Source organism: Pseudomonas sp. 14P_8.1_Bac3 (assembly GCF_025466085.1).
Lineage (GTDB): Bacteria > Pseudomonadota > Gammaproteobacteria > Pseudomonadales > Pseudomonadaceae > Aquipseudomonas.
The window spans coordinates 165,278-189,591 of sequence record NZ_JANLOD010000032.1; the positions used below are offsets into that span (position 1 = coordinate 165,278).

At 56.5% G+C, this 24,314-nt stretch carries 22 protein-coding genes and 2 pseudogenes; 6 read left to right on the plus strand and 18 right to left on the minus strand.

All coding sequences use genetic code 11. The features are described 5' to 3' along the window. The first annotated feature begins 31 nt into the window (after window positions 1-31). The 3 genes and pseudogenes from putA (at window position 32) to NTD84_RS30025 (ending at window position 6,054) form a co-directional block, all read left to right on the plus strand. Window positions 32-3,985: a trifunctional transcriptional regulator/proline dehydrogenase/L-glutamate gamma-semialdehyde dehydrogenase gene (putA, locus tag NTD84_RS10215; RefSeq protein WP_262165024.1), complete on the plus strand. Its 3,954-nt coding sequence runs from the start codon at window positions 32-34 to the stop codon at window positions 3,983-3,985. Between the two features lie 1,031 nt (window positions 3,986-5,016). Beyond that, window positions 5,017-5,199, plus strand: a pseudogene (locus NTD84_RS30020) (HAMP domain-containing protein); the annotation flags it as partial. 141 nt (window positions 5,200-5,340) lie between these two features. Beyond that, window positions 5,341-6,054, plus strand: a complete 714-nt coding sequence (locus tag NTD84_RS30025; protein ID WP_410017341.1) for a methyl-accepting chemotaxis protein — start codon at window positions 5,341-5,343, stop codon at window positions 6,052-6,054. A 64-nt stretch (window positions 6,055-6,118) separates the two neighbouring features. Here NTD84_RS30025 and NTD84_RS10225 read toward each other — a convergent pair. From NTD84_RS10225 to NTD84_RS10240, 4 genes and pseudogenes are all read right to left on the minus strand, one after another. Further along, window positions 6,119-6,280: pseudogene (locus NTD84_RS10225) on the minus strand (site-specific integrase); the annotation flags it as partial. A 273-nt stretch (window positions 6,281-6,553) separates the two neighbouring features. Continuing rightward, window positions 6,554-7,735, minus strand: coding sequence for a tyrosine-type recombinase/integrase (locus tag NTD84_RS10230; protein WP_262165025.1), 1,182 nt, complete (start codon window positions 7,733-7,735; stop codon window positions 6,554-6,556). Then, window positions 7,621-8,022, minus strand: coding sequence for a hypothetical protein (locus NTD84_RS10235; RefSeq protein WP_262164997.1), 402 nt, complete (start codon window positions 8,020-8,022; stop codon window positions 7,621-7,623). Before NTD84_RS10235 ends, NTD84_RS10230 begins: the two co-directional genes overlap by 115 nt. Window positions 8,023-8,059: 37 nt before the next feature. After that, window positions 8,060-8,671: a hypothetical protein gene (locus NTD84_RS10240; RefSeq protein ID WP_262164998.1), complete on the minus strand. Its 612-nt coding sequence runs from the start codon at window positions 8,669-8,671 to the stop codon at window positions 8,060-8,062. Between the two features lie 335 nt (window positions 8,672-9,006). Here NTD84_RS10240 and NTD84_RS10245 point away from each other — a divergent pair, with 335 nt between their 5' ends. Continuing rightward, complete coding sequence (locus NTD84_RS10245) at window positions 9,007-9,405, plus strand: hypothetical protein (RefSeq protein WP_262164999.1); 399 nt, start codon at window positions 9,007-9,009, stop codon at window positions 9,403-9,405. 48 nt (window positions 9,406-9,453) lie between these two features. Here the strand turns inward: NTD84_RS10245 and NTD84_RS10250 are convergent, their stop codons facing one another. From NTD84_RS10250 to NTD84_RS10310, 13 genes are all read right to left on the minus strand, one after another. Next, window positions 9,454-9,639 carry a hypothetical protein gene (locus NTD84_RS10250; RefSeq protein WP_262165000.1) on the minus strand — a complete coding sequence of 62 codons (186 nt, stop codon included), beginning with the start codon at window positions 9,637-9,639 and terminating at the stop codon, window positions 9,454-9,456. 63 nt (window positions 9,640-9,702) lie between these two features. Continuing rightward, window positions 9,703-9,957: a hypothetical protein gene (locus NTD84_RS10255; RefSeq protein ID WP_262165001.1), complete on the minus strand. Its 255-nt coding sequence runs from the start codon at window positions 9,955-9,957 to the stop codon at window positions 9,703-9,705. Between the two features lie 254 nt (window positions 9,958-10,211). Continuing rightward, the gene (locus NTD84_RS10260) at window positions 10,212-10,697 is read right to left on the minus strand and encodes an ester cyclase (RefSeq protein ID WP_262165002.1); all 486 of its coding nucleotides are present in this window, start codon (window positions 10,695-10,697) and stop codon (window positions 10,212-10,214) included. Between the two features lie 69 nt (window positions 10,698-10,766). Continuing rightward, window positions 10,767-11,255, minus strand: a complete 489-nt coding sequence (locus NTD84_RS10265) for a cache domain-containing protein (protein WP_262165003.1) — start codon at window positions 11,253-11,255, stop codon at window positions 10,767-10,769. Between the two features lie 497 nt (window positions 11,256-11,752). Further along, on the minus strand, window positions 11,753-12,172 hold the full coding sequence (locus NTD84_RS10270; protein WP_262165004.1) for an SRPBCC family protein: 420 nt from the start codon (window positions 12,170-12,172) through the stop codon (window positions 11,753-11,755). Window positions 12,173-12,297: 125 nt separating this feature from the next. After that, on the minus strand, window positions 12,298-13,497 hold the full coding sequence (locus NTD84_RS10275; RefSeq protein ID WP_262165005.1) for an MFS transporter: 1,200 nt from the start codon (window positions 13,495-13,497) through the stop codon (window positions 12,298-12,300). Window positions 13,498-13,505: 8 nt separating this feature from the next. After that, a complete protein-coding gene (locus NTD84_RS10280) occupies window positions 13,506-13,898 on the minus strand; it encodes a GlcG/HbpS family heme-binding protein (protein WP_262165006.1) in 393 nt (130 codons plus the stop codon). Window positions 13,899-13,982: 84 nt separating this feature from the next. After that, window positions 13,983-14,702, minus strand: coding sequence for an IclR family transcriptional regulator (locus NTD84_RS10285; RefSeq protein WP_262165007.1), 720 nt, complete (start codon window positions 14,700-14,702; stop codon window positions 13,983-13,985). Between the two features lie 81 nt (window positions 14,703-14,783). Beyond that, complete coding sequence (locus NTD84_RS10290) at window positions 14,784-16,169, minus strand: MFS transporter (protein WP_262165008.1); 1,386 nt, start codon at window positions 16,167-16,169, stop codon at window positions 14,784-14,786. Then, window positions 16,114-16,971, minus strand: coding sequence for a sugar phosphate isomerase/epimerase family protein (locus NTD84_RS10295; protein ID WP_262165009.1), 858 nt, complete (start codon window positions 16,969-16,971; stop codon window positions 16,114-16,116). The genes NTD84_RS10290 and NTD84_RS10295 overlap by 56 nt, the downstream gene beginning before the upstream one ends. A gap of 67 nt (window positions 16,972-17,038) precedes the next feature. Continuing rightward, window positions 17,039-18,214: a dihydrodipicolinate synthase family protein gene (locus tag NTD84_RS10300; protein ID WP_262165010.1), complete on the minus strand. Its 1,176-nt coding sequence runs from the start codon at window positions 18,212-18,214 to the stop codon at window positions 17,039-17,041. Between the two features lie 19 nt (window positions 18,215-18,233). Continuing rightward, complete coding sequence (locus tag NTD84_RS10305) at window positions 18,234-19,004, minus strand: 3-ketoacyl-ACP reductase (protein WP_262165011.1); 771 nt, start codon at window positions 19,002-19,004, stop codon at window positions 18,234-18,236. Further along, window positions 19,001-20,146, minus strand: a complete 1,146-nt coding sequence (locus tag NTD84_RS10310) for an acyl-CoA dehydrogenase family protein (protein ID WP_262165012.1) — start codon at window positions 20,144-20,146, stop codon at window positions 19,001-19,003. The genes NTD84_RS10305 and NTD84_RS10310 overlap by 4 nt, the downstream gene beginning before the upstream one ends. 192 nt (window positions 20,147-20,338) lie before the next feature. Between NTD84_RS10310 and NTD84_RS10315 the strand changes: the two genes are divergently transcribed. Beyond that, complete coding sequence (locus NTD84_RS10315) at window positions 20,339-21,850, plus strand: CoA-transferase (RefSeq protein ID WP_262165013.1); 1,512 nt, start codon at window positions 20,339-20,341, stop codon at window positions 21,848-21,850. 56 nt (window positions 21,851-21,906) lie between these two features. On the opposite strand, the gene NTD84_RS10320 is transcribed toward NTD84_RS10315, so the two are convergent. Then, entirely contained in the window at window positions 21,907-22,563 is a 657-nt protein-coding gene (locus NTD84_RS10320) for a TetR/AcrR family transcriptional regulator (protein WP_262165014.1), read from the minus strand. Window positions 22,564-22,791: 228 nt separating this feature from the next. Between NTD84_RS10320 and NTD84_RS10325 the strand changes: the two genes are divergently transcribed. After that, window positions 22,792-24,303, plus strand: coding sequence for an aldehyde dehydrogenase family protein (locus NTD84_RS10325; RefSeq protein ID WP_262165015.1), 1,512 nt, complete (start codon window positions 22,792-22,794; stop codon window positions 24,301-24,303). Window positions 24,304-24,314 lie beyond the last annotated feature (11 nt).

Genomic DNA, 24,314 nt, shown 5'->3' on the forward strand with positions numbered 1-24,314 from the left:
TCCTTTTAACGGTTTCCTTGGCTGGGCTCTAATAATGGCGACTACCCTCGGTGTGAAACTCGACGACCTGACCCGTGAACGTCTCAAATCTGCCGCCGCAGCGATTGATCGGACCCCGCATTGGTTAATCAAACAGGCACTCTTCAATTGTTTGGAGAAGCTTGAAGGCGGAACCACGCTGGATGAACTGATAGGCACCAATCTCGGCGATCCGGAAGAACAAGGTGAGCTGTTAGTGGAGACGGCTTATCAGCCTTTTCTGGATTTGGCGGAGAACATCCATCCACAGTCGGTGCTCAGAGCGGCAATCACTTCCGCCTATCGGCGGCCGGAACAAGAGATGGTGCCGATGCTGTTGGAACAAGCGCGATTACCTTCAGAGGCGGCTTCATCGACTATCAAATTGGCCGCCAGCATTGCCGAGAAGCTGCGCAATCAGAAAAACGCCAGCGGTCGGGCGGGACTTGTTCAAGGCTTGCTTCAGGAATTCTCGCTTTCATCGCAGGAAGGCGTCGCCCTGATGTGCCTTGCCGAAGCGCTCCTGCGCATTCCGGACAAGGGCACGAGAGATGCGTTGATCCGCGACAAAGTCAGCAATGGCAACTGGCAGACGCATATCGGTAAAAGCGGCTCGTTGTTCGTGAACGCGGCGACGTGGGGACTGTTGTTGACCGGGAAACTGGTCTCCACCCACAGCGAAACCGGCATGACTTCAACGCTCACACGCATTATCGGCAAAGGCGGAGAGCCGCTGATTCGTAAAGGCGTGGACATGGCGATGCGGGTCATGGGCGAGCAGTTTGTCACCGGCGAAACCATTGCCCAAGCGCTGGCCAATGCCACCCGATTCGAGTCCAAAGGCTTTCGCTATTCCTACGACATGCTGGGCGAAGCCGCTCTGACCGAGCACGACGCACAAAAGTACTTGGCGTCTTACACCCAGGCTATCCATGCCATCGGCAAGGCTTCTCATGGACGTGGTATCTATGAAGGGCTTGGCATCTCCATCAAGCTCTCGGCACTGCACCCGCGTTACAGCCGAGCACAATACGATCGAGTCATGGGCGAGCTTTATCCGCGCCTGCTTTCATTGACGCTGTTGGCCAAAAGCTACGACATCGGTTTGAACATCGACGCTGAAGAGGCAGACCGCCTGGAGCTGTCGCTGGATTTGCTCGAGCGCCTTTGCTTCGAACCAAAACTGGCAGGATGGAACGGCATCGGTTTCGTGATCCAGGCCTACCAGAAGCGTTGCCCGTACGTGATCGACTACGTGATTGACCTGGCGCGTCGCAGCCGTCATCGCCTGATGATCCGCCTGGTGAAGGGCGCGTACTGGGACAGTGAAATCAAGCGTGCTCAGGTTGAGGGGCTTGAAGGTTATCCCGTCTATACGCGCAAGGTGTATACCGACGTTTCCTACATTGCGTGCGCACGTAAGTTATTGACTGTTCCTGAAGCCATCTATCCGCAATTTGCGACCCACAATGCCCATACCTTGTCGGCCATTTATCACATCGCCGGTCAGAACTATTACCCCGGCCAGTACGAGTTCCAGTGCCTGCACGGCATGGGTGAACCGCTGTACGAGCAGGTTGTAGGCAAAGTTTACGAAGGCAAGCTGAACCGCCCATGCCGTGTCTATGCCCCCGTTGGCACCCATGAAACGCTCCTGGCCTATCTGGTTCGTCGTCTGCTCGAAAACGGCGCGAACTCCTCATTCGTCAACCGCATTGCTGACCATTCCATCACCATCCAGGAACTGATTGCAGATCCCGTGCTGACAGTAGATGCGATGGCTTTTGAGGATGGCGCTTATGGTCTGCCTCATCCAAAAATTTCGTTGCCTCGGGATTTGTATGGTGCGGACCGGGCGAACTCTTCCGGGATCGACTTGGCGAATGAGCATCGCCTGGCTTCACTATCCTGCGCGTTGCTCGCAACCGCGAACGCTGAATGGACGGCTGCGCCTATGTTAGGCGGCGTGGGCCGCCCCGGTGATCTAAAGCCAGTCTGCAACCCTTCGGATCTGCGTGATGTGGTCGGTCACGTGCAACCGGCTGATCTTGAGGATGTTGAACAGGCACTTGGGTATGCCATCAGCGCGGCCCCTATCTGGCAGGCAACACCGGTTAGCGAGCGTGCTCAAATACTGGAGCGGGCTGCAGATCTGATGGAGGCAGAAATTCAACCTCTTATGGGATTGCTGGTGCGGGAGGCCGGTAAAACATACGCCAATGCAATTGCCGAAGTGCGAGAGGCCGTCGATTTTCTTCGATATTACGCTGTGCAAGCGCGCAGGGATTTTACCAATGATGCCCATCGGCCATTGGGCCCGGTCGTTTGCATCAGTCCCTGGAACTTCCCGCTGGCGATTTTTACCGGGCAGGTTGCTGCCGCATTGGCAGCCGGTAATCCGGTGTTGGCCAAGCCGGCGGAGCAAACTTCATTGATCGCTGCACAAGCTGTTCGCATCTTGCTTGATGCCGGTATTCCAAGGGGTGTGCTGCAGCTGTTGCCTGGTCGTGGCAGTGTGATTGGTGCCGCTCTGATCAGTGATGACAGGGTGAAAGGTGTCATGTTTACCGGTTCGACGGAGGTAGCCCGCCTGCTGCAAAAAAATATAGCCGGGCGCCTCGACGCTCTGGGCCGTCCAGTTCCGTTAATTGCGGAAACGGGTGGGCAGAACGCAATGATCGTTGATTCATCTGCTCTGACCGAGCAAGTCGTCACTGACGTGGTTGCTTCTGCGTTCGACAGCGCTGGTCAGCGATGCTCTGCGCTGAGAGTGCTGTGCCTGCAGGACGATTCGGCAGATCGAGTGATCGAGATGTTGAAGGGCGCGATGGCTGAATGCAGGCAAGGCAATCCGGACCGGCTATGTGTGGATATCGGGCCAGTCATCGATGCCGAGGCGAAAGCGGGGATCGACAAACACATTGAGAGCATGCGTGCCAAAGGCCGCCCGGTGTACCAGACGTCGATCATGGCGGGGGAGGATGTTCGTCGAGGAACATTTGTCCAGCCAACACTGATCGAGTTGGAAAGTATCGACGAACTGGAGCGAGAAATTTTCGGGCCTGTACTCCACGTAGTTCGTTATAGCCGCAAAAATCTGGATCAATTGATCCAACACATCAACGGTTCAGGGTACGGGCTGACCTTGGGCGTACACACTCGCATCGACGAAACCATCGCCAAAGTCGTTGGCAATGTTCACGCGGGCAACGTCTATGTAAACCGTAACATCGTGGGCGCAGTGGTCGGCGTTCAGCCATTCGGTGGGGAAGGGCTATCGGGTACGGGGCCGAAGGCAGGAGGGCCGCTCTATATGTACCGCCTTCTGTCGACAAGACCGGAACACGCTTTATCTAAGGCATTTATTGCAGCAGACGAGCAAAACCCTCCTGAGCAAAGTGGTCGGGAACACTTGCTTTTACCACTGAAGTCCCTGGCCGACTGGGCTCATGCCAACAAAAACGAAGAACTGCATACCCTGTGCAGTAAGTTCGAAACCGAATCGCAAAGTGGACGGACGCGCGTGCTGACCGGGCCGACAGGGGAGCGAAATACCTACACCATACTGCCCCGGGCGCGAGTCCTTTGCATCGGCGATACCGAAGCCGATCTGTTGGCGCAACTTGCGGCAGTGCTTGCAGTCGGCAGTAAAGTCTTTTGGGTCGATAGTCCGCGAGTCAAAGCTCTGTTTGGCAAGCTTCCTGAGGCAGTGCAACGGGCTATATGCAAAGCCGCTGACTGGAGCAGTGGGACTGTGGAATTTGACGCGGTTCTTCATCATGGGCATTCGGACCAGTTGCGTCATTTGTGCCAGATGATCGCTTCACGACCGGGGGCAATTATCAGTGTTCACGGCCTGTCTCCTGGTGAGAGTGATATTCCCCTTGAAAGGTTGGTTATTGAGCGGGCTGTCAGTGTCAACACGGCTGCGGCAGGTGGTAACGCAAGCCTGATGATGATCGGTTAATCAAGGTAGAGGGGCTGACAGGGAACGTTGGCCTCCTCATGCGAAATGGGTGAAACCATAGATATCCATGCGTAGGAGCAGTGATGTTCAGACCCGTTCTAGCTTTGATGAACCGTGCGCGATACCTGCAGAAGTTTTCGCTGATATTCGCGGTGTTTATGCTTCCATTCTGTTGGTTGTCATTCGATAAGCTGGTGAGTATTTATCAAGAGCGCCAATCCACTCAACTCGAATTGCAAGGCCTTGAAGCGGTTGGTAAAGCCTTGTCGGAATACCAGAGTGCCACGGAACTTGTGGGCCTCAGGGTCGTAGCACACGCACGAAACAAGCCTGACGTCGCGGCACTCATCACAACGCAATTCGATGCACTCAAAGAACAAACGTCTGGGCTAAATGAATGGCTGGAAAGAAGTCCCTTCTCTGAGCATCTCGTTAACCCGGAATCCCCGGCGCCGACCACTGACGGTTCACAGCTCTTGAGCATGCAGTACACCGAGCAAGCTCGTGCGCTGCAGATACGCTTGAATGCCATTAAGGAAATTGCTGCATCGGCACGCCTGAGTCAGGACGACAACCCGCTTGTCTACCGCAACATGGCGTTGCTACTCGATGAAATTTTGCCCCTGTACCAAGTCCTCGCGCAGACCCGAAGTTACGCGGGCTATGTCACCGCGTATGGTTATCTCGATTCGTCTACACAGTCGACAGTTGTGAATCAACTGAACAACTTTGATCGGTTTGTTCAGGCAGGCAACCGAGGATTAGGGAATAGCGATGCACGTGCACTCATTGCTGATGCCGCTCAAGAAACTGCATCCAAATACAAATCCAGCATCATTGACCTGTACTCCGTTACGGGCTCGGTTTACCAAAAGTTGATGGGCACATGGCGTGACAGGTTCAACGACTACGCTCCTTTTCTTGCGAAGCTGGACCATGCCACCCAATTAACGTTGTCGGAAGCTGATGACCAGCTTCATGCTCGCTTGGCAAGCCATCAGCACAAGCTCGTGCTCTGGGTAATTGCGCTCATGACAACGGTCTTCGCGATTATTTACTTGTTTATCGGTTTTTATCTGTCTGTCCGACAAGCCATCCACGAAATCTCTAAAGCGACGCGTCTCCTCGCGGGAGGCGATCTGCGCTACACCATAAAATCTTTGGGCCGTGATGAACTGGGGGATCTGGCGCGAGACTTCAACCTCATGCAAGTACGTGTGCGTGAACTGATATCCGAGGTAAGGACTTTCTCCTCCTCAACGCAAGATAAAGCCGAGCATGTCAGCGAATACGCGCTTTCATCGCAACAAAGCGTAGAGCACCAGGCGATAAAATTAGGGTTGATTGCCACCTCAATGGTTGAGTTGGTTAGCAGCGTGCAGGAGGTCAGCGCCAGCTCCAACACAACTGCCGACAAAGCGAGCCAGGCAGGTCAGAAATGCTGTGACGGCAGTATTCAGGTTGGTCGAGCAATGGAGGGCATCAATAATTTGTTCCAGGAACTGAACGACTCGCTCGCTTCAATCAACGCTGTGGAAAATGAGAGCCAGGCAATTTCGAAGGCAGTAGGGCTCATTAAAAACGTATCAGAACAGACCAATCTGTTGGCACTTAACGCGGCCATCGAGGCTGCACGGGCCGGTGACCAGGGCCGAGGCTTTGCGGTGGTCGCTGATGAGGTGGGTAGCCTAGCTATTCACTCGCATAAGCTGACGGGAGAGATCTACGCCAACATTACCCGTCTGCAGCAAGAGGTTCTCAGCGCTGTCGCGACCATTCACAGTTGTCATACCAATGCATCCGCGACAGTTGAGGAGGTCTCTCGAGCGGCCGGGTTCTTTGACGACATTACCCACGGCATGAATCAAATCATCGATCACAACATCCAGATCGCCTCTGCGACAGAACAGCAGGCCTGTGTTGTACAGGGCGTTGAGCAAAATACTTTTGAGATTAAAGCTTTGAGTGAAAGCACAGCGAGCCAAGCGAGTAGTACGGTGAGCATCAGCCATGAGGTCGCTGAGATGACGCGGAAACTACACGGGCTCATTACCAATTTCAAAATGTGAGTTCGCCATTCTTGCTCGTTCTTCTTTAGTTAGGGGAATTGCGCGGCCAGGACCCACAGGATTACTCTTTGTTCTGCACTTCCCACCGACACCGATAGAAAAAGCTGACCGACACACCGGCCTTGCGGAATGATATTCGACCGACTAAATCGCCATCCTCCTGGAGGATTCGGCCGGCATCGTTGGGAGTCAGCGGCTCGAGTTCTTTGATGGTGATTTTAGTAATGAAACGGACTCCCCTACATTTACCCCCACAAAAACGTCGGCTCTTGATGGACCTTAATGGACTCTCGTAGACCAGAACACCGCTGGAGCTCAAGTAAATACTCGCTTGGAAGAGTCCAGAGTTAGGTGTTGGAAGCTTTCAAGAAATATGAAAAAGAAGATGGGGTGCTAGGGGTCGAGTGTTCGAATCACTCCGTCCCGACCATATTTTTCAGTAACTTAGCCGAACTCTAGCCAGTTCGGCTTTTTTACGCGTAGGGACTTTTGCGGGGGATCATCCCGTTTTCCTCCTCAAGATGGTCAGTGCCGGCCCTCGCGAATCGGTAGCTGACACTTTGTTTGCCGCGTCGATCAGTTGCCCAAGCTCTGCGGTAGAATAGTGGCTCGTAATGCTGCCATTCTTATGTCCAAGCAATGCCTTTCGATCTTCTTCGGTCACGCCTGCTGCACGAAGCCTTCTGCCAAAGGTGTGCTTCAGGTCGTGGATCCTGATCGAGCGGAATCCAGGGTGTGCCGGCGAGCCGTGTTCTTTTTCCCACTTTGCCGCTGCTCGCACCCTGGCCTTTTTCCAGGCTGTGTCGTTCATCCGGTGAATCGCAGTAGGCCCAAACTGATCAGGCTGCCCATAAGGGAAAACCAGATCACGGTGCAGGCCGCGCTGTCCGTCGATCACCGACATCGCAACCCTGTTCAGCACCACCAACCTTTCATCACCGTTTTTCACCCCCGCCTTTTCGTGCCGACCGCCAAACCCTGACGGAATTAGAAACACACTCGTTTCCAGCTCTGGCACTCGTATTTCCCAATCCCATCGCAACTTGCAGACTTCCTGTTCGCGGGACCCCGTATTCACTTTGTAGAGGGCCATCCTCAATAGGTGATCAGGGATTTCCGCAAACAGCATGGACTGTTCTTCCCATGACAATGGGTAGGGCTTCCTGCTTGATCGCTTTTCCTCCAGCATCGAGATCATCGGCACGCTCTCAAGCCACGGCCGCTTTTCTGCATCTCGCCACTTCCTGTGGCACAGGTTCAAGATTCGGACGACCCGCTGTAGGGCGATGTTGACCGTCCTGTTCGACACGCCCGGCTTTACTTTGCCGGTTGATGTCTTGCTGGGCTTCTGCCGATCTCGCTTGAAGGCGGAAAGCGTTCCGTCATCAATGTGCGTTATCGGCAAGTCGCCGATGTACGGGTCCAGCTGCTCGATGTGGGATGCGGACAAGGCAATTGACGCCTGGTCCTTGAAGTCCACCAGAAACTTCGTGGCAGCCTCCCGCCAGGTTCGCACCTGGCGCACACCGTAGACCTTTTCCTGTCGGAGCTTTTCCAAGCGATGAATCAGGTATTGCTCTGCTTCCTCCCTTTCGCTTGATCCAGTGCTTTCTTGAAGTCGCTGACCTCTGACGACTTTGTCGATGTGCCAAATCCCGTTCCTCTCGTAGAGACCGGAGATTGTTTTTCGCGCCATTTATTGACTCCTTGGCGCCCACTGCGGGGCTGATTGTTGTCCTGATTGGCTGCTTTTTCAATTGCCATCGCCTCAACCCAGGCGTCCGCCCACTGGTCGAGCTCGATCCGATCGAAGCCGATACCCTGTTTTCCAATCGGGAATTCCCGGACATTCGGCCGGACCGTTTTGTTGAATTCGTCCCGGCACATACCGAGGTAGCCGTACGCCTCACCGGCGCGAATGAAGCGCGGGAGGATGGGCGCGACCTGGGCCGCGCTGCGATTTGACATAGGGGAACTCCATGCCGCGCGTGGCGGCAGAAGGTGGTTATTGGGTGGCTTTGGCGATGGTTTGCTCGAAGCGCAAAGCGAGATCGGCGTTTATCTCGGCCTTCTCCAAGCTTTCGGCGGTGCCCTTGGCGCGATGCAGTTGCTCGTATCGACGCAAGGTAGCGACAACCTCCTGCAGGTCGGCCAGCAATTCGTCGCGCTCGGCTGTGAGCCTGATCGCGTGCTGGCGCAGGTTGTCGGCATCATCCATCCACTCCTGGGCCATGATCTCGAAGTGCTCAGCGGGCTCCCAAGGAGATGGAATTACGTTCGTTACCCAGTCGCTCCACATCTCGACGCTTTCGCCACGGGCGATACGCTCGGCTTTCATCTGGTCGCCGCATTCACGGATTTCTTTCGCGCGCCGCTCTGCATCCTCCTTGTCCATGCAGGGGTATTCCTCTCCTGGCCCTACGCTGTGAATTGCCCGGAGCTGCAAGGCTGGCTCAGCAAGGATGCCGCGGAGTTCGAGGATGTTGCTGGAGCACGCGCCCGTTTGCTCAAGTGCTGCCAGGCTTTGCTCTGCCAAGGCGCGCGGCATTGAGACAACCTCAATCGCAGGAGCAGACGGCGCGGTGAGGATCGCGATTTGTTCTTCAATTGTGAGCACAGTTCATCCTCGCCCGCCGTACACCGGCAGCTTCGTAATCGTGGAACTCTTCGGGCCGCGGTTTCTTCTCGCGCCCCCAAGCGTCGTAGCGCCTGTCCCACTCTCGGGCCTGCGCGCCGTCTGCGTAGCTGGTTGCCATGGTCGCCTCCAAGAGTGGCGGGTGTTGATCCAACAAAACTCGGCTGCACTCTTCCGTTCCGCTGGTTGCCGTTGGGCGCGGAGGGGAGTGCGTGCGGATTTGTTCGGAAGGGGGGGAGATGTAGAACTAAAGAAAACTCACACTGAACCGACAAACAGTTGGGCAATCGGCCTTATCGATCAGTGGAGAATTACTCATGGAGTCCAAGAAGGAAAAAGAACCTTGGAACTGGAGCAGAGAAGTCACATCCTGCACGATTGCCGCCATCGTGTTTGGTCTCTGGTACGGGTGGATTCCTAATCCATTCAGATCGTCTCCAGACGATGCATTCCGTTCGTACTTGGTAAACACCACATACGTAAAAGACCCAGCATCCGCGCAGCTGAGAGCCGTAAAATCCAAAGATAATTTAAATTTTTGTGGCCAAATCAACGCAAAAGATGATTTTGGTGCTTACACGGGCTGGACGACTTTTTACTCGTCTTACACAAAATCGGAGAAGCAGCTTTGGGTTTTCTTTGATCGTTTTAACGCCCCGGATCGAGTTGCTGAAATCCCGCAAGTCCGTGAAGTGATGAAGCGCTGCGGGATGTGATTTTCGGCAGCCAAAAGCTGCATGCAGGTAATTGCAATAGGTCCGCACTCAACCTTCGCAAGACCACTGGTGGTGATTTGCGTGTTCCTCGCTGCAGAACGGCAGGGATTGCTGGCGTACGTACTTCTTCTTGCGCACCGGGTCGTACGCCTGATCGATGATGGTTTTGTAAACCGGTGGATCTGCAGGCTTGCCGCACCTGGTGCATTTCGTTGGTGTCGCTGACTCATTCATGGCTGCTGTCTCCGGTTGTTTTCCCAATGCACCCGTCACCAGGTGCATCAGTGAAAAGGCCCGTCATGCTGCAAACAGATCTTGCTGATGTGGCTGCGGCATGCAGCGTTGGAGACCGTCGCAGATGGCTGATTCCAGCAGTTCGGCGTCTTGCTCAAGCTCAGGGAATTCGCCCGCAAATTCACTCACCGCGCTGCGCAGCCCGGCCGCCTCACGCTGCAGAGTTGGAATCACGATGCTGCGCATGTTGCCGATCGTGCGCAGATCCAGGCTGCACTCCCGGCAAAGCCGGATGTAGTCGAGCATGTACTTCGGCATTTCACTTACTCCTGGTTGTCATCTGTTGGCGCCAGCGCTGAATTGACCCAGTTAGCGAGATGCCACTGACCCAGTCTGATTCCTCGCGAACTATTTCCTGTGCTGGTTTTCTGCCGATTGGAGTTGGGTCGGTGTTGCGTCGGCACGTAGGTCAATTCGGCGTCGGCACCAACAGCTTGGCCAGGGACAGCGTTTACAAGGGGCAAAAACGAGCCCAGCCAATGGTCTCGTTTTTTTTGCAGGCAGTGTTTGAGTTACCAACCCAGCTGCTTGTTGAACGACAGCGCGTCATAGTAATCATGCTGCGTCGCGATCTGGCCGTCCTTCAACCGAATGAAACTGACGCCCTTGAAGGACAGCGGCTTGTTGGTTGCTGGCGTTTCAGGTGCCCAGGCGCCGGTATTATTCCCGTCGAACTGCCATTCAAAGGCAATGTTGTCGCCGTCGATGACCGGCTGGCCAACCATCTTCCACTTCAGATCGGGCACCGCATCGATAAAGAGTTTGATGACCTCGACCCTGGCCGCTTCCCTGCCGACTTTAGGAACGCCTACCGAGGCGTCCAGAAATTCCCCGTTCTCGGCAAAATATTGTGCCGCCGCGTCTGGGTCGTGTTTGTTCCACGCGCTCATGTAAGCGTTGATAACGTCCAAGGTGTTCTGTTTGTCCGCTGCAACCGAAAACTGGGCAAACAACACGAAGGCAAGAATGCTGGCGATGCGTAGCGATATCCGGTGCATGGTATTTCCTCTTCGATTTTTGCTGTTGTGGGAGAGTCGGAAAACAGTTTTGCCCAGGCGTGCAGCTATCTACCGCGGCACCGGCAGCTCAACCAGCGACCACTCGATCGACAGAGGTTTGAGTTTGTGTACTTTGGCGGCAACAGGGCGGTTGGCCATGTTGCCGACGAACCAGTTCGCCGAATTAGCCGCGATGATCCGGCCTTCGCCGTTGATGATGAATGCCTCTTTCTTCATGCACAGCAGGCAACGGGTGAGCAGTTGATCGAATTCGTGCAGGGCGATATCCGCCGCGGCGACGCCAACAAAATGCCCGCCGGCGAAAATCGGCACGGAGAACGCCAGTATGTAGAGTTCGGTGCCATAGAGATCCACGAACGGCCCTTCGACCGAGGCTTCGCCCGTCAGCTTGGGGCGCGTGAACCAGGGCATGCCCTGGTAGTTGTAGAAGCTTTCGCTTTGCCGGTTCAGCATCATTGGGGCGACTTTTCCGCTCGAGGGGCGGTAGAACCATTCCAGGAACAGCTCTTGATCGGCGAGTTCCCCCGGTTCCAGCACGACACCGGTCCCTGTAAAAAAGCCAGGTCCTTCGACGTTGGTTTTTTGCCTTCGGCGTCAAGCGTGCTCCAGACCGGTGCTTATAGTGAAAAAATCGAGATCTCTCCTTGCCCTCATCAACTTTGACAATCCTGTCCAACTCATGATTTCAGCTGTAACGAATGTCAAGCGAGCGAAGATGCGTCTGTAACCCGGCATCCTGAATGGGGATCAAAAATGCTTCTTGATCCGACTCGTTGACATTCACTCACCAACACCCGTTGTCCAAAGCGGCCAGAGTCGTGGGGGGTTATGTTCGTGAGTTGTGCCGATCGCTGCTTGTTTAGAATCGCTACGGATGGCGTGTAATCACAGTGGCGAAGCTAGCGGAACGCTGAGCGCTGTCCGGGTACACGACAACCAATAGTCACTCAATGGCCCAGGCAAGGTGAAATCAAGATCACCAGCAAGATGCTCATGAGCACGCCGGTGCAGATATCACCTCTAAGTCGCAATCGTCAGTTCGTGGATTCGATGATGTTTTTCAGGTGTTCCAGACCTTCGCGGTACAAGTCCTCAAAATTCCGGGCAACCTCAGTTTCATCGGCGTCCTTGACCAAAAAGGTACTGGACCAGCAGACCACTGTTCCGCCCTGAACATCAACCTTGGCGGACATTCTGCCGACGTAATCAATGACCGGGGAAGGACCTTCAAGCAAGGCGTAGGTATATTGCTTTTGATCTTCGTCAAAGGTGAGCAAGCGCTCGATGATGATTGCACCGTCAGCCGTTTTCAGGTGGCGCAGACGCCCACCATCGCTGAGGGTACTGCTCGCGATGACATTCAGCCAGCGTGGCAACCAATCAAATCCGCCGAGAAGCGCCCAGACTTGCTCGATGGGGCGTTCAACGGCAATAGAGACGCGGACTTCATTCATGTACTTCACCTTTGTAAGAGAGGGATTTAATGGATAACTGACGCCCCCATCACAGATGGGTAATGGTGGTCAGCACCAAAATTGACCAGCCCATCACGGCCTGCCCGGCAACTTCATAAGCAGCCTCAACCAACAGTGGAGCTTCGGTGTATTTGGCGCTGATCGCCACGATTGCGCGACACCAGCCAAACCAGCGGCAACTGTGCAACGATAACCGTTACAACACCCGCCCAAGGAGTAAGGGTGATCTGCCCGTTGTTGACCAAAGCACTGCCGCTGGATTCTCCTAAGGCGATACCTAGGTTGAATGCCGAAATGTTCAGCGCCGAAGCAAACGCGACCGCTTGCGGGGTGAAACGCTCAGCGGTGGCCAGCATCCCCGACTGCGCTGCGGGAGACAGACCGAAGGCCAGCGCGCCCCAGAAAAACAACATCACCACTATCGGCACCTGATAGGGCAGCAACAGCGCGACGGCGGCCAGTACCAATGCAAGCAGTACGAAGATCACACGGAGTGCAGGTTGCCAGCCCATTTTGGCGGCCAGACGGCCCCCACCGAGATTGCCCGCCAGTGTCGCGATGCCGAATACGACTAACAGCAGATTAGCGGTTGCGGTTGAAAAACCGCTGATATCAGTAAGGATCGGCGTGATAAAGGTGAATGCCGCAAAGCTTGCGCCGAAGCCCAATACCGTCACCATCATCATCGCCAGGATGGCTGGATGCCTGAGTGCCGCGAGTTGAGTCAACGCTTTTCCCGATGGCGGCGTTGGCACGTTAGGCAACCACAGGGAGGTAGCCACAAGGGCCAATGCGGCCAACAACGCGACGGCATAAAACGGCAGTCGCCAGCCCATGCCGTTGCCCAGGAAACTGCCAAGCGGCACTCCAACAACCATAGCCAGCGTCAGACCGGCGAACATCGCTGCGATCGCTTTACTTGATTGTCCCTTTGGCGCCAGGCTGGCGGCGACGGTGGCCCCGATAGCAAAAAAACTGCCATGCGCGAGTGCTGTCACAACGCGCCCTGCCAATAGCGAGCGGTAATCGGTGGACAGTGCCGCCAGCAGGTTCCCGCCCAGAAAGATCGCAATAAGCGTCAACAACACGGGTTTTCGTGGTAAGCGTGCCAAAGCCAGAACCGTCAATGGCGTACCTATGGCCAGCGCCAGTGCGTACAGCCCGACCAAGCTGCCCGCACGCGCCAGTGGTATGTCGAGGTCAGAGGCGATAGCTGGAAGGATACCCACGACAATGAACTCGGCCATACCGATAGCGAAGGCTGTCACCGCCAATGCCAGTACGCCTGGATGAATGCGTTGCATGGCCTGACTCATGGACGGCCTGCCGCCTGCAGAGCGATCACCTGATCAGCCTCGACAGTGGCACCGGCGACGCCTACGGCACCGATGACCTTGCCCCGCTCATCGTGCAACACCACGCCACCACCAAAGCTGATCAGACCACCGTTGGTGGCCTCCAGCGAGTAGATGGACCCACCCGGTTGCGCCTGCACACCCAGTTCGGCACTGTCGGTGCGAAACAATGCCGCTGTGCGCGCTTTCTTGAGTGAAACATCAATGGCGCCGGGCACGGCGTCATCCATACGGACGAAATGGCGCAGAAGTCCGGCATCGTCGACCACGCTGATGCAAACGGCGAAGCCTTGATCACGCGCCAGCGTTTTTGCACGGTTGATCACTTGCAGGGACAGTTGCTCAAACATTCGGGACTCCATTGAGTAAAACGACAGAGCCCCGATGATCCCGATGATTGCTTTCCAGAGGAATATGCCCCAGGCCATTGGAGATTAAAGTTTGAGCATGTCGAACATTTCCCGCATGGCCTGGGTCGCCAGCTTGTGCAGCGCGTTTTTGGGCAAGCGAGACGCCGGTGCCGCGACGCCGAGCGCCGCGACTACCCGACCTTGCAAGCGCAGGGGCAGTGCTACGCAATTGAGCCCGGCCTCGGCTTCTTCAAGGTCCAATGCATAGCCGGCTGTGACGATGCTTGCCAGTTCACTCTCCAGCTCCGCAGGTAGCAATTGCGCGCGGCGCAAACTGCGGCGCAAGTCTTCGTCGAAGGCCAGGAATATTTTGCCGATGGCCGAGGTGGTCAGGCCCGCGCGGCGCCCACGCGGGCTGGCAACACACAGACTGCCGGTGCCTTCAAGGGCGTCCATATAGAAGTATTCGCGGGTGCCGCAAGGTGCCGCGAGAAAACAAGTTTCGCCACTGCGTTCGGCCAGCGTGCGCAGGGCGGGGGCAAAGGTTTCGTGCAAGTGTGCATCCGCATCGCTCAACGGCTGCGCTATCTCCCGCAGACGCATGCCCAGGGCGTAGTGCGTGCCGCGACGGGCGATGTAGCCCATGGCGGCGAGGGTATTGAGCAACCCGTGCAAGGTGCTTTTGTGCAAGCCCGACTGCGCCGCAAGGTCTACCAGACGGATTTCGCCACCTGCCGCCGCGATGGTCTCAAGAATCATCATTGCGCGTTCGACGGACTGTATGCCTTTGTTCTCGTTGATCATGTGAGGCGCTTTCGTTTGTCTGAATTGAGACTTCGGGCCACGAACAGTCGTTGGCGCGTGGCCCGGCCGGAGCCCTGGCGATCAGGACTTCAGGGGTACTTGAAGCAAGGGCGCACCGCGATTGGCCATCAATCGCATGATTATCCACGCAGTCAAGTAAGAGCTCGCGCACACAATGAAAATCAGGTTGTAGCCGAGGGTAAGGTTTTCCAGGGCCTTGTAGTGTTGCAGAACGATGCCGACGATCAATGGAAATATCATCCCGCCCACTGAGCCCGCCGTGCCGCCAATGCCCATGACCGAGGCGACTTGCGAGCGCGGGAAATTGTCCGCAACGGTGGTGAACAGATTGGCTGACCAGCCCTGGTGGGCTGCGGCTGCCAGGCTCAACAGGCCAACCATGACCCACATGTTGTCGATATAGCTGGAGAACCCGATTGGCAAAACCAGTATCGCCATGAACAACATCGCGCTATTGCGGGCTTTTGTTGTCGACCAGCCAGCACTGATCATTCGCGACGAAAGCCAGCCGCCGCCGACACTGCCGATGGAGGTCGCGCAGTAGACAATCATCAGCGGCAGTCCCAGGTGCTTGAGGTCGAGGTCGAAGCGACTGGAGAAGTAGGACGGCAACCAGAACAGCATGAACCACCAGATCGGGTCGGTGAGGAACTTGCCGGTGACAAACACCCAGGTGGAGCGCAGCTTTAGCAGATCGGCCCATTTGACCTTGTCGACGGGTTCAATGTGAGTGTCCTGGTTGATGTAGGCCAGTTCGCTTGGGCTGATCCTTGGATGTGCGGCAGGGCTCTGGTAAAAAATCTTCCAGAAAACCAGCCAGACAAATCCTGTGAGGCCGGTAATGATAAAGGCGGACTCCCAGCCGTACGTAGCGGCGAGCCATGGCACACAGGCGGGTGCCAGAATTGCACCAACACTGGTTCCGGAAGTGAGAATGCCTACGGCCAGGGCCCGTTCATTTTTCGGGAACCACTCAGAAACGGCCTTGATGGCCGCCGGGAAATTTCCCGATTCACCCAGCCCCAGCAAGGCGCGCATGTACATGAAACTCAAGGTGGACTGGGCAGCGGCATGGCCGATCGCGGCGATGCTCCAGACCGTGATGCAAAGGCCGTAGCCGAGCTTGGTGCCCAAGCGGTCGATCAGTTTGCCGAAGATCAGCAGTCCGCCCGCGTAGCAGGCCTGGAAGACAATGACCAGATAGCTGTAGTCCGTCTCGCTCCAATGAAACTGTTGTTCCAGAAGTGGCTTGAGCAGGCCAAGCACCTGTCGGTCGAGATAGTTGATCGTGGTGGCGAAAAACAGCAGCGTACAGATTTGCCAGCGGTATTGATGTGACATTTGGGCATCTCGCTTCTTATTGTTCTTGTGAACTGTGGGGGTACGGCAGCTAACAACAGCGCTGCAAACGTTCGGCGCACACGCGCAAAACCTCGGCTTCGTCACGTTTCCACCAGTTGTCCCGGGAAAAGATTTCGACTTCGACAGCGCCCTCATAACCGGCCGTTTCAATCTGCTGGCGAATGCCACGCAGATCGATGACCCCGTCGCCCATCATGCCGCGATCCAGCAGCAAGTCCTGGGTAGGCACCAGCCAGTCGGACAGGTGCAGGCCCAATATTCGTTGTTGTGCACCGGCGCGCTGTATTTGCTCGTGCAGCCTGGGGTCCCACCAGCAGTGATAGACGTCCACGGCAACGCCCAGATGCTGGTAGTTTCCAGGCTCGAGCAATTCGCACAAGTCCAATGCCTGCTCCAGCGTCGACAAGCAGGAACGGTCCGCTGCATACATCGGGTGCAGCGGTTCCAGAGCCAGCGATACCTGATGCTGTTTGGCGTGATCAAGCAGCAAGGCCAAGCCTTCGGCTACCTGATTGCGTGCTGCCGGCAGATCCCGGGAGCCTGCGGGCAAGCCACCGACCACCATGACGAAGCATTTTGCTTGCAACTCGGCGGCTTCCTCGATGGCTTTGAGGTTGTCGGCAATGGCAGCGTCGAAGTCCTGTCGCGTGGCTTGCGGGATGTAGGTCGAGCGACAATAAGCGTTTACCTTTAGTCCGCTGTCGTGTAACTGCCGGCGAACCTGGCTGAGCGTGCGGCCTTGGATATCCTTGCGCCACGGGGCGACGTAACCGAATCCCGCGTGGGCGATAAGGTCCAGGGTCTGCTCGATAGGCAGACGATGGCCGAGTGTGGCGGTGTTGATCGAACAGAGGTCGAGCCGGTTTTCCAGCGTGCGCAATGTCATTCAATTCTCCACGAATGCAGATGGTCCCATCACGGAGCGCGGCACAGGCGGCGCTCCGCGTAACACGTTAAGCGTCTACGCCATAGAGACCGAGGAAGGTTTTCATTCTGGCCACGGCCAATGCCGGGTCGCTGAGTAGCCCGGCCTGGTCGGCGAGACGGAAGATCTCGCAGAAGTAGGGCAGGGGACGCATGGCTTGTTGGCCACCGAGCATGATGAAGTGATCCTGATGGCCATTGAGGTAGGCCAGGAACACCACACCTGTTTTGTAGTACTGGGTCGGGCTGCTGAAAATCAGGCGTGCCAGCGGCACGGTAGGATCAAGCAGGGCGTGGTAACGCGCCACATCACCCTCTGCCAAAGCCGCCAGTGCGTGTGAGGCTGCCGGTGCGATGGCATCGAAAATACCCAGTAGGGCGTGGGAGAAACCCTGTTCATCACCGGCGATCAGTTCCGGATAGTTGAAGTCGTCACCGGTGTACATCTTCACCGATTCCGGCAGTCGTCGGCGCAGGAGGATTTCCTTCTCCTTGTCGAGCAACGAGATTTTGATTCCGTCGACCTTGGCCGGGTTCTCGTGAATGATTTCAAGACAGGTTTCCAGTGCCTGCTCAAACTTCTGACTGCCCCAGTACCCGGTTAGGGCCGGATCGAACATGTCACCCAGCCAGTGCAAGATCACCGGTTGCCGGGCATCCGCCAGTACCTTGCGGTAGACCCGTTTGTAGTCCTGGGCACCTTTGGCAACACGCGCCAAGGCGCGGCTGGCCATGAGAATGATGCGCCCGTCGAGCTTGTCGATCGCGCTGTGTTGTTCGTCATACGCCTTGAGAACATCATCAAGACTACTGGCCTCATTTGCCGCCAATTGATCAGTCCCGCAGCCGGAAAAAATCACTGCATGCTTGATGTCGCGAGTATCTGCGAGCGTGCGTTTGATCAGCTCCAGTGCGGTCGGCCAATCGAGGCCCATGCCACGCTGGGCCGTGTCCATTGCCTCTGCAATGCCCAGGCCCTGTTGCAGGAGGTAGCGCCGATACTGAAGGGTTTTGTCCCAGTCGATGGCGGCTGTGCTGCCAGGCTGGTTGGCACTGAACGGGTCGGCGACGACGTGTGCGGCAGACAAGGCGATTCGGTTATTGGGCAACGGTTTAGCCGGCGGTAAAAGAGGCTCGCCAGTCAACGAGTATTTCTGCAGCGGGCGGGCCGCGTCAGAGGTCAACAAATCAATGGTTAAAGGCATGTGCGTGTCTCTTGGCAAATTAGAACTTTGGAATCAACAGGCCGCCGTCTACTGGCACTGCCTGGCCGACGGTGTAGGGCAAGCCACCAGTCGCCATGGTGATCACGACACGCGCGACATCTTCGGGCAGTCCCCAGCGTTTAATGGCGGTCAGACCATGTTCAATTTCCGCGTCGTAGCGGGCCTTGGACGGTGCCGTCATTTCGGTGGCGATCAGCCCCGGTTGCACCTCGTAGACCCCAATGCCTTCATCGGCCAGACGCACTGCGAACAAGCGCGAGGCCATGGACAAGCCGGCCTTGGAAATGCCGTATTCGCCGCGCAAGGTCGACACCGCATGCACGTTGGAGGAGGTGATGGTGATGATGCAGCGATGGCGTTCGCTCGGCGTTTGCGATTTAAGACGGCGGGCAAACGCCTGGGTCAGAAAGAACGTACCGCGGGTGTTGATCTGATGGCATCGATCAAAGCTCTGCGGGGTGACGTCAAGCAAGTCGCCCCGTGACAGAACCGAAACTCCGGCATTATTGACCAGGCATGTCAGCGGACCGAGTGCTGCCTGGGCAGCATCAAGCAGCGTTTCATTTCGCTCGATGGCCGCGATGTCACCCGCCAGTGCAACCGCGTGTGCGCCTGCATCTGTGGCGAGCCGTACGGTTTCCTGAAGCGCCTCATCGACCTGCAAATCCACCACGGCCAGATCGAAACCGGCTTGCGCCAGGCCCACCGCAATGGCGCGGCCGATACCTCCGCGTGCGCCGGTAACCAGCGCGGTTGGACGCGCAATCATGAGCGTGCCCCGTGGTTAAGCAGCTCACGGGCAATGATCGTGCGCTGGATCTGGTTGGTGCCTTCGTAGATCTGGGTGATCTTCGCGTCGCGGTACAGACGCTCGACTTCGAAACCACGGATGAATCCGCTGCCGCCGAACAACTGCACGGCATTGGCGGTGTGCGCTACGGCAATGTCTGCGGCGAAACACTTGGCCATCGAGCAGGCAATGGTGGCGTTGTCAGCGCGGTCCAGGCGATCCGCGGCATCGAGCACCAACAAGCGCGCGGCACGAATGTCTTTGGCCATGTCCGCCAGAATCCACTGCAACCCCTGGTTGTCAGCGATGGGTTTGCCAAACTGTTTGCGTTGCGGCACGTACTCGAGCGCCGCCTCAAGACCTGCCTGGGCAATGCCCACCGCCAGCGACGCGATGCCGATCCGGCCTTTGTCCAGGGCGCTCATCATGATGTGAAAACCACGGCCTTCCTGGCCGAGCAGGGCATCGGGAGCGAGTTCTACGTTGTCGAAATTCAATCCGCCGACCTGCGATGCGCGCTGTCCCATCTTGTGTTCTTTGGGTCCTTTGGACACGCCGGGCAAATGGCAATCGACGATGAAAATACTCATCCCGCGTTTGCCTGCCGCCGGGTCAGTGCGCGCCAGCACAAACGCGAGGTCAGCCACCGGTGCGTTATGAATCCACAGTTTCGAACCGTTGAGCAGCCAGCCATTCTCGGTACGAACAGCAGTGGTGCGAATCCCCGACACATCTGAGCCGGCCTCGGCTTCGGTGATGCAGTACGCCGGGTGCTTTTGTGCGCTCAGCAAAGAGGGCAGAAAACGCTCACGCTGCTCGGCGCTGCCGTGCACCGATAACAAGGTGCCGATGAGCTCCAGCAGACCGCATTGGTCCGCTATCGAGGCATAGCCTCGCGACAACTCTTCCATCACCAACGCATAGGCGCTGGTATCCAGGCCGGCACCACCAAACGCTTCAGGCACGGTGATGCCGAACAGGCCCAGTTCACCCATTTGACGGTACAGCGCGGCGGGGAAGCTTTCGTCGTGATCGAGCTGTTCAGCCAGCGGGCGGATTGCCTGGTCGGCAAAACGACGGGCCAGATCACGGATCTGCACGTGGGTTTCAGAAAGCTGCATTGTTTTTTTCCTTTCTGTTGCGCGACGGGAAAAGGCCTTCATCGCTTGGGTTGTGTTCTGTTTTTAGCTGGATTAAAGTGAATCTATGTAACCAACCGGTTATTTATTTAATGCGTCCTTTCTGAAAGCGTCAAGCGCTCTCTGAAAAATCTCGGATTCGATTGCGGCAAACGTATTGATGAGGAAACAACAATGAAAAGAAGCTGTTCATCAGCGTCAGAAGTGGTTAGCAGGATGGGTGACGGGGCCACGATCGCGGTCTGCGGTTCAGGGACTCTGCTGGAACCTGACGCGCTGCTTGCGGCGATCGAAGCATCGTTTTTGCGTACAGGTCATCCCTGCGGGCTTACCGTGGTTCACGCGCTGGGAATTGGTGATGGGCAAGGCAGTGGTCTGGAGCGGCTCGCACACGAAGGCTTGGTGAAAAGGGTCATTGGCGGGCATTGGAGCTGGTCGGCCAAGATGCAAGCGCTGGCGCGTAACAATGCGATAGAGGCGTACAGCTTGCCTGCCGGGGTGATCATGAGCCTGATGCGGGAGATCGGTGCGGCGCGTCCGGGCCTGATTACGCATATCGGTCTGGGCACCTTCGCCGATCCACGGGTTGCGGGTGGCAAATGCAACGCTCGGGCGACCGAATCGATCGTTGAGCGTCTGGACATCGATGGCAAAACATACTTGCGTTACAAACCATTCAAGGTCGATGTGGCCATTGTCCGGGGCAGCCTGGCTGATCCGAGCGGGAACATTTCCCTGTGCCACGAAGCGGCGGATCTGGATGCCTATGCGCTGGCGCTGGCGGCCCATAACAGTGGTGGCAAGGTGTACGCCCAGGTTCGTGAGCTGAGCGACAGTGCTTTTGTTCCGGCGCGGCTGGTACGGATTCCCGGCGTGCTGGTCGATGAAGTGGTCGTTGTGCCCGAGCAACGTCAATGTGTAGCGGCTGATTATGACCCGGCCATCAGCGGCGAATGCCTGGCGCAATCGGCAGAGGTCGAAACGTCCATTCCAGACGACATCCGTCGAATCATTGCGCAGCGCGCAGCTGACGAATTCATGCCCGGCATGTCCTTGAATTTCGGGTTCGGCATTCCTGGCGGCATTCCTTCATTGCTCGCCGAGCGCGGTTTGCAAGACAGTTATTGGGGCAGTATCGAACAGGGCATTCATAACGGCCGGATGATGGGCGGTGCGATGTTTGGCGCTGCGCGTTATCCGCAAGCGATTGTCACCTCCCTTGATCAGTTTGATTTTTACAGCGGTGGCGGGGTGGACCTGGCTTTTCTCGGCATGGGCGAAATGGACAGCCAGGGCAACGTCAACGTATCCAGCCTCGGTGGCACGCTGGTCGGTCCCGGTGGTTTTATCGACATTACCCAGGGCGCTCGCAAAGTGGTGTTTTGCGGAGCCTTTGAGGCCAAGGGATTGGAGGTGGCGAAGGTCGGTGGCGAGTTGCAGCTCAATCGGCTCGGCGAGGTTCCCAAGCTGGTTGAAAAAGTCCGTCATATCACCTTCAGCGGGCCGCAAGCCGTACTGGCCGGACAGGAAGTGCTCTATGTCACGGAGCGCGCAGTGTTCAGGCTTATACCCGAAGGCATTGAGTTGATCGAGGTTGCACAAGGCGTCGATATCCAGCGTGACGTGCTTGATCGCATGGCGTTCACGCCCATCGTTCGCGATGTGAAAGTGGCAGGGCTGGTGTGATGCTTGCCCCTTTTGGCTTGCGTGCGTGCGAAAAGGGGCGATTGGAGCTGGCTGTCTCAGTCGGGGCGCAGCATGCCGAGGATCGTCTGAATGTTGAAGTCGATACGGGCTTGCAGCGCTTCCGGGGACATCAGGTCGAAGCCGTAGATGATCTCGCCGGTAAAGCGGTTGTTGAGGTAGTAGTAATTGATCGCGGCAATCGTGATGTTCAGCTGGATTGGATCAATACCTTCGCGGAATACGCCCTGTGCAACGCCTCGGGCAAGGATCTCGGCCACCATCGAAACCATCGGTGCATGCATGTCATGCATCTTTTCGCGAGAGCGTTTCAAGTGCGCGGCTTTGTGCAGGTTCTCGCTGTTGACCAGGGTCAGGAAGTGAGGGTTTTTCAGGTAGTACTTCCAAGTGAAGCTCACCAGTTTGCTGATTGCTTCGACCGGTTCCAGTTCTTCCAGTTTGAGCTTGCGTTCGGCTTGGCGAATGTCTTGATAGGCCAATTCAAGCACGGCTTCGAACAAGCCTTCTTTATTGCCGTAGTACTCATAAATCATTCGTTTATTGGATTTTGCTCTCAGCGCGATGCTGTCAATGCGGGCACCGCCAAGCCCCAACTTGGCAAATTCGATTTTTGCCGCATTGAGAATCCTCAGTCGTGTGGCATCGGAATCGCGAATAGGACGCGCCGACGTGTCGTCGGTAGGTTTCGTGGGCATTTAAAACGCTCTCCAGAGCATAGGTGCTGTTACTCATAACGCTGATATGGCTTGCCACCGCGGCCGGGCGATGAGCTTAGCCGTAGGGTATGCAACTGACAAATAAAGCTTAGCCTGAGGCTTGCATGTAAACAACCGGTTAGTTATATATCTTTGGCGGTGGGTTCATTTTCCCGGTTTTTTGAATCTTCAACTGCCTGAATCGAACGCTGTACAGAGGACGTTTTTGTGAATGACAACAATGGCAACACCCGGATCCATCAACTGCCAGTTCAGCCGCGCCACTTTGACATGTTCATCGACGGGCAATGGACCCAGGGCTCGGCAATCAAGCAGGTAACGCGACTGAGTCCGGCGCACAATGTTCCGGTGAGTCAGTATCCATCGGGGGGCGTGGCCGATGTCGATCGGGCGGTAGGAGCAGCTCGTCGGGCGTTCGATCACGGGCGTTGGGCCAAATCCGGGGCAGACTTTCGCGCCACGATACTGCTGAAAACAGCGGCATTGATTCGCGAGAACAGCGAAGAGCTGGCGCTTTGCGAGACGCTCGAAACGGGTAAGCCGATCAATCAGTCGAGGGGTGAAGTGCTCGGTGCTGCGGGCATCTGGGAATATGCCGCAGGACAGGCCAGGGCGCTGCACGGTGACTCGTTCAACAATCTTGGCGAGAACCTGCTTGGGCTGGTGACGCGTGAGCCGGTGGGTGTGGTGGGTTTGATCACACCGTGGAATTTTCCATTCTTCATCCTCGCAGAGCGGTTGCCCTTCATTCTCGCCTCCGGTTGCACTGTGGTGGTCAAACCCAGCGAACTGACTTCCGGTACCACGTTGATGTTGGCCGGACTGTTGAAGCAGGCCGGTTTGCCCGATGGTGTCGTGAATGTGCTGACCGGGCCGGGCTCGGTGGTTGGTCAAGCCATTTCCGGGCATGCGGATATCGATATGGTGTCGTTCACCGGCTCTACCGAAGTCGGTCGCCTGACCATGAACGCGGCGGCTGGCAATATGAAGAAAATTGGCCTGGAACTGGGAGGCAAGAATCCGCAGATCGTCTTCGCCGACGCTGACCTGGACGCTGCGGCCGATGCCATTGTCTTTGGCATTTGCTTCAACGCCGGTCAATGTTGTGTCAGTGGCAGCCGTCTGGTGGTCCATCGCTCCGTAGAAAAACAGTTGACCGAAAAAGTACTCGCGCTGATTGGAAAAGTCCGTATCGGTGACCCGCTTTTGGAGTCGACGCAGGTCGGTTCCATTACCGAGCAGCGTCATCTGGAAAGAGTCCTGGGTTACATCGAACAAGGTCGCAAGGAAGGGGCTGTGCTGGTTCATGGCGGAGCCAGAATCGATTCCGTGCAAGGGCTTTATTTGCAGCCGGCAGTTTTCAATCAGGTGACTGCAGACATGGTGATTGCCCGTGAAGAGATCTTTGGCCCAGTTTTGACCATCACCGCGTTTGACGATTTCGAAGAAGCCATGCGGCTGGCCAACGACACGCCGTTCGGCCTGGCTGCGAGCATCTGGAGTCGCGATCTGGAAACCTCATTGCAGGCGATGCGGGAAATCAAGGCGGGTCGCGTGTGGGTCAATACCACCATTGCCGGCGGCCCGGAGCTGCCTTCTGGCGGCTTCAAACAGTCGGGTATCGGGCGGGAAACCGGCCGTTACGGGGTGGAGGAATACACTGAGCTTAAATCCGTGCATGTCCAGTTGGGCGAGCGCTCCCGCTGGGTTCAGGCCTGATCCGCGGCCGT

Bases quoted from the DNA above. Each gene is read 5' to 3' on its own strand.
- NTD84_RS10300 (WP_262165010.1), bottom strand. From the start codon at position 18,214: ATGCCTTTAACCATTGATTTGTTGACCTCTGACGCGGCCCGCCCGCTG.
- NTD84_RS10310 (WP_262165012.1), bottom strand. From the start codon at position 20,146: ATGCAGCTTTCTGAAACCCACGTGCAGATCCGTGATCTGGCCCGTCGT.
- NTD84_RS10320 (WP_262165014.1), bottom strand. From the start codon at position 22,563: ATGCCCACGAAACCTACCGACGACACGTCGGCGCGTCCTATTCGCGAT.
- NTD84_RS10305 (WP_262165011.1), bottom strand. From the start codon at position 19,004: ATGATTGCGCGTCCAACCGCGCTGGTTACCGGCGCACGCGGAGGTATC.
- NTD84_RS10295 (WP_262165009.1), bottom strand. From the start codon at position 16,971: ATGACATTGCGCACGCTGGAAAACCGGCTCGACCTCTGTTCGATCAAC.
- NTD84_RS10280 (WP_262165006.1), bottom strand. From the start codon at position 13,898: ATGTTTGAGCAACTGTCCCTGCAAGTGATCAACCGTGCAAAAACGCTG.
- NTD84_RS10275 (WP_262165005.1), bottom strand. From the start codon at position 13,497: ATGCAACGCATTCATCCAGGCGTACTGGCATTGGCGGTGACAGCCTTC.
- NTD84_RS10250 (WP_262165000.1), bottom strand. From the start codon at position 9,639: ATGAATGAGTCAGCGACACCAACGAAATGCACCAGGTGCGGCAAGCCT.
- NTD84_RS10245 (WP_262164999.1), top strand. From the start codon at position 9,007: ATGGAGTCCAAGAAGGAAAAAGAACCTTGGAACTGGAGCAGAGAAGTC.
- NTD84_RS10270 (WP_262165004.1), bottom strand. From the start codon at position 12,172: ATGAATGAAGTCCGCGTCTCTATTGCCGTTGAACGCCCCATCGAGCAA.
- NTD84_RS10235 (WP_262164997.1), bottom strand. From the start codon at position 8,022: ATGTCAAATCGCAGCGCGGCCCAGGTCGCGCCCATCCTCCCGCGCTTC.
- NTD84_RS10315 (WP_262165013.1), top strand. From the start codon at position 20,339: ATGAAAAGAAGCTGTTCATCAGCGTCAGAAGTGGTTAGCAGGATGGGT.
- NTD84_RS30025 (WP_410017341.1), top strand. From the start codon at position 5,341: ATGGTTGAGTTGGTTAGCAGCGTGCAGGAGGTCAGCGCCAGCTCCAAC.
- NTD84_RS10285 (WP_262165007.1), bottom strand. From the start codon at position 14,702: ATGATCAACGAGAACAAAGGCATACAGTCCGTCGAACGCGCAATGATG.
- NTD84_RS10260 (WP_262165002.1), bottom strand. From the start codon at position 10,697: ATGCACCGGATATCGCTACGCATCGCCAGCATTCTTGCCTTCGTGTTG.
- NTD84_RS10255 (WP_262165001.1), bottom strand. From the start codon at position 9,957: ATGCCGAAGTACATGCTCGACTACATCCGGCTTTGCCGGGAGTGCAGC.